10 protein-coding genes are annotated in these 10,677 nt (G+C 30.8%); all 10 read right to left on the bottom strand.

What is annotated here, in order from left to right:
* Positions 1-138 precede the first annotated feature (138 nt).
* Entirely contained in the window at positions 139-441 is a 303-nt protein-coding gene (raiA, locus tag ABI549_RS06295) for a ribosome-associated translation inhibitor RaiA (RefSeq protein ID WP_348075608.1), read from the bottom strand.
* A gap of 33 nt (positions 442-474) precedes the next feature.
* On the bottom strand, positions 475-1,371 hold the full coding sequence (locus ABI549_RS06290; protein ID WP_348075607.1) for a tyrosine-type recombinase/integrase: 897 nt from the start codon (positions 1,369-1,371) through the stop codon (positions 475-477).
* Between the two features lie 66 nt (positions 1,372-1,437).
* The gene (gene rpsU / locus ABI549_RS06285; RefSeq protein WP_348075606.1) at positions 1,438-1,635 is read right to left on the bottom strand and encodes a 30S ribosomal protein S21; all 198 of its coding nucleotides are present in this window, start codon (positions 1,633-1,635) and stop codon (positions 1,438-1,440) included.
* Positions 1,636-1,708: 73 nt separating this feature from the next.
* Positions 1,709-2,878 carry an acyl-CoA dehydrogenase family protein gene (locus ABI549_RS06280; RefSeq protein WP_348075605.1) on the bottom strand — a complete coding sequence of 390 codons (1,170 nt, stop codon included), beginning with the start codon at positions 2,876-2,878 and terminating at the stop codon, positions 1,709-1,711.
* A 34-nt stretch (positions 2,879-2,912) separates the two neighbouring features.
* Positions 2,913-3,788, bottom strand: a complete 876-nt coding sequence (locus tag ABI549_RS06275; RefSeq protein WP_348075604.1) for a helix-hairpin-helix domain-containing protein — start codon at positions 3,786-3,788, stop codon at positions 2,913-2,915.
* Positions 3,789-3,791: 3 nt separating this feature from the next.
* Positions 3,792-4,019 (bottom strand): PspC domain-containing protein, encoded by a 228-nt coding sequence (locus tag ABI549_RS06270; RefSeq protein ID WP_348075603.1) that lies wholly within the window; start codon positions 4,017-4,019, stop codon positions 3,792-3,794.
* Positions 4,020-4,111: 92 nt separating this feature from the next.
* Entirely contained in the window at positions 4,112-5,380 is a 1,269-nt protein-coding gene (locus ABI549_RS06265) for a DUF2851 family protein (RefSeq protein WP_348075602.1), read from the bottom strand.
* A gap of 95 nt (positions 5,381-5,475) precedes the next feature.
* A complete protein-coding gene (locus ABI549_RS06260; RefSeq protein WP_348075601.1) occupies positions 5,476-6,837 on the bottom strand; it encodes a pyridoxal-phosphate dependent enzyme in 1,362 nt (453 codons plus the stop codon).
* A gap of 201 nt (positions 6,838-7,038) precedes the next feature.
* Positions 7,039-8,958, bottom strand: coding sequence for a putative porin (locus ABI549_RS06255; RefSeq protein ID WP_348075600.1), 1,920 nt, complete (start codon positions 8,956-8,958; stop codon positions 7,039-7,041).
* A gap of 92 nt (positions 8,959-9,050) precedes the next feature.
* Positions 9,051-10,667 carry a SusD/RagB family nutrient-binding outer membrane lipoprotein gene (locus tag ABI549_RS06250; RefSeq protein WP_348075599.1) on the bottom strand — a complete coding sequence of 539 codons (1,617 nt, stop codon included), beginning with the start codon at positions 10,665-10,667 and terminating at the stop codon, positions 9,051-9,053.
* Positions 10,668-10,677 lie beyond the last annotated feature (10 nt).

Raw genomic sequence — 10,677 nt, 5'->3', positions numbered from 1 at the left:
ACGACCTGCTGATTACAAATCAGCTGCTCTAGCCAACTGAGCTACGCTGGCAATTAAATAAAAAAGTCCGCTATTTCTAACGGACTGCAAATGTATGTATTTTATTTAGTAATCAAAACTTTTTTTAGAAAAAATTATCTAAATATGTGCTTTGATTTTTTCTTTTCTTTTTAACAATAATCTTTCTAGAGATTCTGAAGCTAACTCCACTCCTTCTTCAAATGTTTTGCATTGCTTTTTTACAACAAATTCGTCCCCAGGAACTATAACTTTCACTTCAACTACTTTATTTTCTTTGTCACTGGTTTTTTCGACCTTAAGAAATACATCATACGACACTATCTTGTCATAAAATTTTTCTAATTTAACTATTCTCTCTTCTACAAAATCCACTAGTTTTTTGTCAACATTAAAGTTAACTGCATGAACATTTACCTTCATAATTTATAAATTTTGGTTAAACAATGTGAAGAATTATTTTTGATTTCTAGGATGCGCATTTTGGTAAACATATTTAAGTTCTGCTAAACTTGAATTTGTGTAAACTTGGGTTGACGCAAGACTTGAGTGACCTAACAATTCTTTGATCGAATTCAAATCGGCTCCGTGATTAAGCATATGAGTTGCAAATGTATGCCGAAGCATGTGCGGACTTTTTTTTACTTTCTCGGAGACATTACTAAAGTAGTCATTTATTAATCGATACACAAATGTTTCGTTGGCTTTATTTCCGTTTAAAAGTAAAATTAAATGATTATCATCTACAATTAACGGAAGTTGTTTTCTTTCAGCTAGATATACTTTTACATATTGTGTAATTACTGGCAGCAATGGTATTATTCTTTCTTTATTTCTTTTACCAATAACTTTAATTGTGCCGTTTAGCAAGTCAATGTTTGATATTTGGAGTGAGATAAGTTCCGAACGTCGAATTCCTGTGGTATAGAATAAATCGATAATTAGTTTATCTCTTATTCCTTCAAAGCCTTCTTTATATTGTATTTGAGTTAACACTTTATCGAGTTCTTCTTCCGAAAATGGAATTTGAATTTTTTTAAAAGTTTTAAGAGCTTTATGTTTTAACAAAGGATTTATTTCTATTTGTTTGGTTTTTAATAGAAATTTATAAAATGCTTTAAGTGAAGCTATTTTTCTGTTTACCGATGTATTACTCATTTCTGCATCGACCATCGAAACTACCCAACTTCTTACTAAGGTATAAGAAACTTCTTCGAGTGGTGTATTGTCGAAATCTTTTTTAAGAAATTTTTGAAAAAACTGCAAGTCTTTACCATAAGTCAATGCCGTAAGTAAGGAATAGTTTTTTTCTTTAAGTAAGTAATCTTGAAATTTTTGTTGGTTTGATTGCATAAAAAAATCGTTAGTATAAAAGTACAAAACTTATATAACTAACGATTTATATTTATTGAAAATTATTTATAAATTTTCTAAGCCTTCTCTCATGTTTTGAACATAAGCTGCTTTTTGAATCATCGCTCTGTTTATAACAGAAGGTTTGATGAAAGCTTGACGTTTTCTCAATTGTCTTACGACTCCTGTTTTGTCAAATTTTCTCTTATAGCGCTTTAATGCTCTATCGATATTTTCTCCGTCTTTAATTGGTATAATTAACATAATATAGACACCTCCTCTCGTTAAGGGTGCAAACTTAAAAAAAAAATATTAATTATAAGTTATGAATTATGAATTATTTTACGGCTGGCTTATAATTTTGTTTGTCGATTATCATTTTAGATAAAATTTCTTTTAGAATTTCAGAGGTTCCACCTCCAATTGGCCCTAAACGGCTATCTCTTAACAAACGAGCTAACGGATATTCTTCCATATAACCGTAACCTCCTAACATTTGAAGACAATCATAAATTGCTAAATCCGCTACTTTTGTCGATTTTAATTTGGCCATAGTAGCTTCTTTAACTACATATTCACCTTTATCTAACCTAGCAACTGCTGCATAATTAAATATTTTGCAGTGTTCAACCTCTGTAGCATGCTCAACCATCGTATGTCTTAAAGCCTGAAACTTATTTATAGTAGTACCGAATGCTTCCCGTTGCGACATATATTCAATTGTATAATCAATAGCATATTCTGCTCTTGCGTGCGCATTGACAGCCATAATTAATCTTTCTAAAGCAAAATGTTGCATGATATAAGGAAATCCTTTTCCTTCTTCTCCCATTAAATTTTCTTCAGGAATTTCAACATTATCAAATGCAATTTCAGCAGTATCTGAGGCTCTCCAACCTAATTTATCTAATTTTGTAGCTGCTATTCCATTTAAATTTGTATCTACTAAAAACATACTAATTCCTTTATTTCCAAGCTCTGGACTTGTTTTTGCAGCAACTACATAATAATCAGCATATACGCCGTTTGTTATAAATGTTTTAGAACCATTTATCACGTATTTATTCCCTATTTTTACAGCAGTTGTTCTCATACCAGCAACATCACTACCCCCAAAAGGTTCGCTAATACACATTGCGCCTATTTTATCACCGGAAATACTTGGCGCTAAATAATCTTGCTTAATTCGTTCGTCCCCTTCAGCATTCAAATGTGTCATGGCTAAATAAGCATGTGCCCACATTGCTGCAGCGAAACCAGAAGATTTTATTTTTTGAAGTTCTTCTAAAAACACAACCGTATAAAACAAATCTAAATTTAATCCGCCATAAGCTTCAGGATATGCTATTCCGAAAAAGCCCATTTCTCCAAATTTTTTCCAAATAAAGCGCTCTATTGAACCTGTTTTTTCCCATTTTTCGACATGAGGAACTACTTCTTTTTGCAAAAAATCTTGCAAACTTTTTCTGAATAATTCGTGTTCTTCTGTAAAATATATTGAATTCATATAACTAAGGCAATTTTAAAAATATTGTTTTTTTTTAGAATTTCAAATATAAGGCAATAATCTTTATTTTATCGACAGGAAAACCCTTAATTTTTGTTAAATCCTCAATATTCTTGATTCCGTTATTCATACTTCGATAAGTCACAATTTCTTTGGCTAAAGCATATTTAAAATATGGAAATTTTGTTAATTCTTTAGTGGAAATATTATTAAGATCTATTTTATTGATTGTTGAAGTTCCAGAAACTTTAAAATGAGAATTTAATTGATCTATTACTTCTGATGATAATCCCCAAATATCTTGCATTTGATCCATGCTAACAAACGAACCAAGAACTTCTTTTTGTTTCAGAATCCTATCGGAAATAGCATCGCCTATTCCATAAATTTTCATCAAATCATCTTTTGAAGCATCATTGATATTAATAATTATAATTTTTTCTTTTTTATTATAATCTTTATAATTAGAATTTCCGTAAGATGCATAACTGTTTTTATTTGTGACCCAATCTGGAAATTTAAAATAAGGAGCCATTACAGCTAGCAACGAATCAGAAACTTGTGTGACTTTTTGAAATTCTTTCGCAGAATTTACATATTTATTGGTTTTTCTGAAAGCCAACAATCTATCTATTTCCGAAACTTTCATTCCTAGTTTATAGCCTTTAAAATCGTTAATAAAGTTCGGATTAAAAGGATATATCTTATAAGTATCTTCTCTAGCAACAGATTTCATCGAATCAATTTCTATTTGCATCGAAAGCCATTTTTCTTCTTCTTTTGTAGTTACTTTTTTGGTTGAAAAATCGACAAAAAAGTATAGTAATTGCAACGTAATTATTAAACCAGCTAATAACGCCAAACCTATTTTTTGCTCTTTATTAAAAATGAAATATTGTTTGAAATTCATAAGCTATAAATCGAAAACTGAAGATCTTTTAGCTCGCACTAAATCCTTTAATTTTATTAAAAATCCTAATGTTAAGTAAACGCCAAACCACAATCCTGCGGTTACAAACGAAATATAAATAAAAAACAAACGCACACTATTGGCCCGCATTCCCAGTCTGTCGGCAAGACGAGATGCAATATGAAAACCTTGTTTTTCGAAAAGATATTTTAGTTTGATAACGAATCCCATCTTTGTTTATTCGTGGATTTAGTTATTTGTTTGTTCGTTTTGTAAATCTACAAAAAAATCTAATTATCTAATTTTCTTAGAAGTCAAATTTTCTAATTTTTTAAAAGTTCTAACCCAACTGCACATTGCAAACATTTACTTTTATTACAATACTCGTTCTTAAGTTGCAATAATGATTGGGTTTCGAAAGCGCTTTTTGATGTAATTCCTATTGTATTAAATTTATCCATAATTGCATTTTTCTCGGGAGATATGTTTTCTAAAAAGGCAATATTTTCTTCTGATGTTTCTTTACCCAAACTTTTTTCGTAAGCAAATCGAAAAGGAATAATCGTGTTAATGATTAATAAATCGACAAATGATTTAGACAAAAATTTTGACTTCTTCGGACTTTCTTTATCAAAATTGTAGTGCGTTTTCCAATATTCCGAAACCGAAACATTGAAGACTTGATATAATTCTTCGATATTTTTTGCGCTAATTACTTTTGAAAATAAATTTTGATGTGTGTGATACAAATTTGCCAGTTGCGACAATCGTACCGTGGGGAAATTATCTGGTCGATGTTTGAAAAATTGAACCGAATTTATAAAAATATTTTCTAGCTGATATTTATTTTGAATATAATTCCAACGTTGTTTCAAGTCTTTAAAACAAGTATCTTCTTTGTTAGTTTCTAACAAATTTGCTCGACCAAATAAAATAGCTTCTAAGTTTTCAATTTCAAAAACTTCTTTACGAATGATAGAAAATGGAATAGATTGTGCTATTTTAAAAAAAGATTCTCCATTCATATTCAAACCAAAATTTTTTGCTAAAAAACAGAAAAAAGTAGTTTCCCAATCATTATGATTTTCTAAAAGTAAAATTTCAATTGGATTTGATTTTCTTTCTAATCGCTCGAAAAACAAACGTTCTTGCCAATTTTTTAAAACAAAATCTGGAATGGTTTTTATTTCGTTTTCGCAATAAATCCATGATTTAGTAGCTTTTAATTTTTCGTATTGATGAATTAATGTTGGAGAAATCTGATTTTTGAGTTCTAAAACTGGAATTTCTGAGTTATCTTTTCTAAAGATAGCTGCATCGTGTTCCCAAACTACATGCAAAATAACCGAATCATAATTATCGTCTCGCTCATGATTGTGTATGTACCAATCTGAGGATTTGAGATGAATTTCGATATTTCCTGCCCATTTTTGCTGGTCGATTTCTATTTGTGCATTAAAAAAATCCGGTCCTGCGAGTTGTGTAAATTCTCCAACTTTTATAATTGATACATTTTCCCCCGATGTAGTATTTAAATTTGTGAAATCAAACTTTTTGTATTGCCAGATATAGTGGAGAAAATCTTCTTTCATTGTAATTGTTTTATAGGCTTATAAATGAAATACTAAAGTAATAAAAAATCCCTGACAAGTTTTAAAAAACCTATCAGGGATATTTATATTAACAATTATTTTATAGAACCGATAATGTCATATTTAGTAATAATATGATGATTTCCGTTTCCTAAATCGACTAAAACAGCTTGGTTTTCTTTGGTAAACAATTTAGAAACTTCTTCGATTGCTGTTCCTGTTTTTACAATTGGATATGGTTTTCCCATGATTTCACGAATAGGTTTATCAGCTACATTTTTATCATTCACATAACTTTGAAACAAATCAGATTCATCTACAGAACCTACAAAACCTGTAATATCTATTACTGGAATTTGAGATATTTTGTATTTACGCATACGCTCGATAGCGTGCGAAACCAACTCTTCAGTACGAACAATCACTAATGGTTTGTCTATATGATCTTTGATTATGTCTTCGGCTTTTGTAATTTCTTCATCAAGAAAACCACGTTCGCGCATCCAATCATCGTTGAACATTTTTCCTATATATCGACTTCCTGAATCATGAAATAATACAACAACGACATCTTCTGGCTTGAAATGTTCCTTCAATTGCAACAATCCTTTTATTGCTGAACCTGCTGAATTTCCTACAAAAATACCTTCTTCTAATGCAATTTTACGAGTATAAACAGCAGCATCTTTGTCGGTAACTTTTGTAAAACCATCAATAATATCGAAATCGACATTTTTAGGTAGAATGTCTTCTCCAATACCTTCAGTTATGTACGAATATATTTCATTTTCGTCGAAAATACCTGTTTCATGGTATTTTTTGAATACAGAACCATAAGTATCTATTCCCCAGATTTTGATATTTGGATTTTTTTCTTTCAAAAACTTCCCTACGCCAGAGATTGTGCCTCCAGTTCCTACTCCAACGACAAAATGTGTAATTTTACCGTCAGTTTGTTCCCAAATTTCTGGTCCAGTTTGTTCGTAATGTGCTATTGCATTACTCGGATTATCATACTGATTTACATACCAAGAATTTGGTGTTTCTTCTCCTAATTTTTTTGAAACTGAGTAATAAGAACGCGGATCTGTTGGTTCTACGTCAGTAGGACAAACGACTACCTTTGCTCCTACAGCACGAAGTATATCGCATTTTTCTTTAGATTGTTTGTCTGATATTACACAAATTAGTTTGTATCCTTTTACAATTGCTACCAGAGCTAATCCCATTCCTGTGTTTCCTGAAGTTCCTTCAATAATAGTTCCTCCTGGTTTTAAACGACCATCAGCTTCGGCATCTTCTATCATTTTTATAGCCATACGGTCTTTGACCGAATTTCCTGGATTGAAGGTTTCTACTTTTGCAAGGACTAATGCGCTAACTTCTTTTGTTATTTTATTTAATCTAACTAATGGTGTGTTACCAATAGTTCCTAGTATGTTTTCTGAATATTTCATTGTTGTTTTTAATTAAGGTTTTTGATTACAAAAATCGGAACCTACAAATTTATATGCAAAGATACATATTAGATTTATAATTGTGAAATGGAATGTTATTTGCGTGAGGGATAGCAGTGGAAATCCTCCCGATTTTTCTTCGGGAGATTGTAACGAATAGCCCGACCCTTGGGTCACGCTCAAATTTTGAGTAAAATGATTTTATTGAAAAAATGTCCAGACTAAACCAAATCGAACTATAAAATCTTTATAAGGATAATTGGGTGCGGAATAGTAATTTCGACCTGTAAAACTCGAATTTAAATGTTCCGCTTTTAGGAATATTCTGGCTTGACGCACTCGTGCATTGATGAAGAAGTCGACTAATGGAAAATTACCAATTTTTGTCTTTTCTTGAACATAAAATTCACCAATTAACGGATTATAATCGTTTGCATAGTATTTTGTAAAGGTTTGAAACGTGAATCCTGTTTGCAAATACATCGCTTTTTTGAAAACGTAATCAGAAAAATATAAGGTGTTTCTAGTAACTAATTTGGGCACATTTAGGACATTGTCGTTTTGAGTAACTTGTTGAAACAAAACAGTATTGTCTAAAGCAAATTTTCTGAATTTTAGCTCTTTGTTTATTTTTAAAGAAAGATAATTTATTGTCTTATTATATTGTTTTGGTGTTGAAATAATGATAGTGTCCAATGTATCATCATCACTAAAATACAAATAGTCATCTAATCTGGTTAGTTGCGCTTCAGCAGAAAGCCATTGTGTATTGGCTTTTAGCTTGATGGTGTTTGTTTTTTCATTTTTGAAATTATTATACCAATTGTAATTCACAAAACTACTTTGATACAAAGTATAATTCAAATCCGGCACTTTGCTTTGGTTTAAATATTGTGCTGAGAAATTATTTTTCTCGTTCCATTTGTATTGTGCAGAAATATCTAAAGTAGAAAATGTTTGTTTTGAAATTGATTTAGAAAACAGAGCTTCTCCTTTTAGTTTATTTTTAGAATACAAATATTTTCCTCCAACGGCATTAAGTTTATCGTTATTTAAATTAGGAACTGAAACCAGATTATTAGAAATTATAAGTCTTTTGTACAAATAATTATATTGATAATTTTCTATAAAAAACTGAAAATCTCCTAGTGTTTTATTAGAGAAACTTCCACCTAACTTATTATAAGCTATATTATTTCTAGTCACATCGAAATAATTAGACGTAACATATCCATTTCCAAATCTTTCTATTGCTGATTTAGCACTAAATTCAAACATTTTAGTTTCGTAGCTAAACTGATGGTTTATAGATATATTATTCTCACTTTCTTTAGAATTTATTCTAAAAGAATGGTCTAGGAAATACCTTTTCCCTTTTAGTAAAGATTTAGCATCCTCGAAATAAACTTCTAGTCGAGAACGTTGTGTAAACTGCGAATTCCCAGATTCAAAATCTGAAAGATTAGAAACTCCTCCATCTTCTCCATTTAAAGCATCTTGACTGGTATAATGAAAATTAGCTAAGTATCTTTTGTTTTTTGAAAAATAACTGGTTGTAAATCTAAAATTACCTGAACTAGACAAAGAATTTATATATTTTCCTAAAGAGCGTAATCCTTTGTAAGCGATAGAAAAATTGAGTTGTTTAGAAGTATTTAAAGTAATAAATGCATCGACAGATTGTCCTTGTCCTAAAGTGGTTTTAAAATACAATTCGGTAATTGGAGTCGCTACCGAATAGTAATTAATCTCTTTTGCTTTAATATAATTGAAATGTTTTGCTTTAAAACCAAATTCAGGGAAAGTATTTGGATTATATATACCAAAATCTAATGTATTATAGGTTTGCGCATCGTTTGCAAAAGGTAATAATCCGAAATTATCTTTACGCAGGTGATTAAATTTATAGTCACTTTTTATTGTTAAAGATGTATCTACATAGGTTGTATCTTTTTGCAAAGTAACAATACGATACATGTTTATAGGTGCTTTGGGGTTTTCTTTGGGTTTGTCACGCAAAGATTTTTTTATACTGTCGTTTTTGTTTATAGACACTCTATCTACTTGCGCAAAAGAACCAATAGTAAAAATGAATAATAAGAATGTAAAAATGTGCTTCATATAATAGGATCTGTTGCAAAAATACACAAATATTATACATAAAAAAAGCCCACCAATTGGTGGGCTTTAAATATTTAAAGAAAATTATTTAATTATTGTGCCCAAAAAGGCGAATAAGCATTTACAGCAAATATTTGATCTAAACTAACATTTGGCACGTTAGCAGAGTTTGTTGTGTACTCAGACGTAGGATATAATAATCTTTTAGGCTTATTAGTACGTGTAGCATTAGCTGTAATAGCCAAAGGAACATTAGGATAACCTGTTCTAACAATATCTAGAAAAGGTTCGATACCACTAATACCACATAAAGCAATCCATTTTTGAGTCATGATAGCCTCAATTTTATTTGGAGTACCATTCCAACCTAAACCTTGCTTAGTGTCAATTGCAGCTAAATAAGAAACAGCTGAAATATCTGCTAAAGGAGCAGTAGCTAAATCCTTACTATGGTAAGCAAAAGAAGCAGAGATACCAGCATCAAAATATGTTTTACCATCATATCCAGAAAAATCTGGAAATACTTGAGAAGCTTCAGATATTAAAAAATCAGCCTCAGACAAAGTCATAACATACCCATCCTTTGTAGCTCCATTAGCTTGAGCATCAGCAGCATTCGCACCTGTATACCCAGTTATACCAACACCCAACAAAGAAAGTGGATTTACAGCTGTACCACCAGCTGCTATTGTAACATCTCCTTGTATACAACCTCTAATACTTGATCCTGAATAAGCTCTAAAAATTCTATTTCGTCTAGCATCTAAGATACCTAAAGAGTTAATATGAGTGTTATTTTCAGTTCCCATTAATACATTAGCCATATATCCAGAGGCAACAGTAAAGTTTCTACTTGTATTAGCAGTAGAACCAGTAACAGAAGGCCCCCAATTGCTATAGAATGGATTATTTTGAGCTAAAACAGCAGCAGAATAACCCGGATTTATCGTCACATCAGATGTAATAAAATCATTATTGGCTGCTAATATAGGTAATCTAGTCGCTTTTAATGTTGCTAAATCAGTTCCTAATTGCGCATTAGATAATCCCGAAAGTCTTAACCACATTTTCAATTCTACTGTATTTGCAAAAGAAACCCAACCGTTTAAATCACCTCCAAACATAACATCTTGACCATTTAATGGAAGTGCATTTGATGGAGCATTAATTATTAAATTTCTAGCAACTTCTAACTGATTAATTAAATCTAAATAAATCTTTTTATCATCGTCATATTTAGGCGTTAAGTTATCACCACGTTGCCATGCTTCACTATAAGGAGCATCACCATATAAATCTACAATATATTGCATATAGTATGATTTCATGATTTTACTTACTGCAATATAGTTATCATAATCACCTGTAGGATTAGGATACTTAGTAATATTATCTAAATGACCTATTCCAAGATATCCATTATCCCATATCACAGCTCTTGTTGCTGTAGTAAAGTCCATTGTAAATTCTGTTCTATAACCACCAGTAAAGGCATACACATTACTAGCCCATGAATTAGACATTACGTTTCCGTACTCATTCATACTTATAGCTTGGTTTCTAAAAGGAATAACCAATGCAGCAGCCAATAAATTCTCAGGAGTTGTTTGAGAAAGATCTGGGTTATTTGGGTCTGTATTAACATCTAGATAATCAGTACAAGACGTTAATAAAACCAAACCAATAAAAATATAAATTATTTTTTTCATATTATTTAGT

The organism is Flavobacterium sp., from assembly GCF_039932285.1.
Lineage (GTDB): Bacteria > Bacteroidota > Bacteroidia > Flavobacteriales > Flavobacteriaceae > Flavobacterium.
This window is presented reverse-complemented; position numbering and strand designations above follow the sequence as displayed.

What these genes read in the sequence shown, in the direction of transcription:
- raiA (WP_348075608.1), bottom strand. Translation starts at nt 441, where the DNA reads ATGAAGGTAAATGTTCATGCAGTTAACTTTAATGTTGACAAAAAACTA.
- ABI549_RS06290 (WP_348075607.1), bottom strand. Translation starts at nt 1,371, where the DNA reads ATGCAATCAAACCAACAAAAATTTCAAGATTACTTACTTAAAGAAAAA.
- rpsU (WP_348075606.1), bottom strand. Translation starts at nt 1,635, where the DNA reads ATGTTAATTATACCAATTAAAGACGGAGAAAATATCGATAGAGCATTA.
- ABI549_RS06280 (WP_348075605.1), bottom strand. Translation starts at nt 2,878, where the DNA reads ATGAATTCAATATATTTTACAGAAGAACACGAATTATTCAGAAAAAGT.
- ABI549_RS06275 (WP_348075604.1), bottom strand. Translation starts at nt 3,788, where the DNA reads ATGAATTTCAAACAATATTTCATTTTTAATAAAGAGCAAAAAATAGGT.
- ABI549_RS06270 (WP_348075603.1), bottom strand. Translation starts at nt 4,019, where the DNA reads ATGGGATTCGTTATCAAACTAAAATATCTTTTCGAAAAACAAGGTTTT.
- ABI549_RS06265 (WP_348075602.1), bottom strand. Translation starts at nt 5,380, where the DNA reads ATGAAAGAAGATTTTCTCCACTATATCTGGCAATACAAAAAGTTTGAT.
- ABI549_RS06260 (WP_348075601.1), bottom strand. Translation starts at nt 6,837, where the DNA reads ATGAAATATTCAGAAAACATACTAGGAACTATTGGTAACACACCATTA.
- ABI549_RS06255 (WP_348075600.1), bottom strand. Translation starts at nt 8,958, where the DNA reads ATGAAGCACATTTTTACATTCTTATTATTCATTTTTACTATTGGTTCT.
- ABI549_RS06250 (WP_348075599.1), bottom strand. Translation starts at nt 10,667, where the DNA reads ATGAAAAAAATAATTTATATTTTTATTGGTTTGGTTTTATTAACGTCT.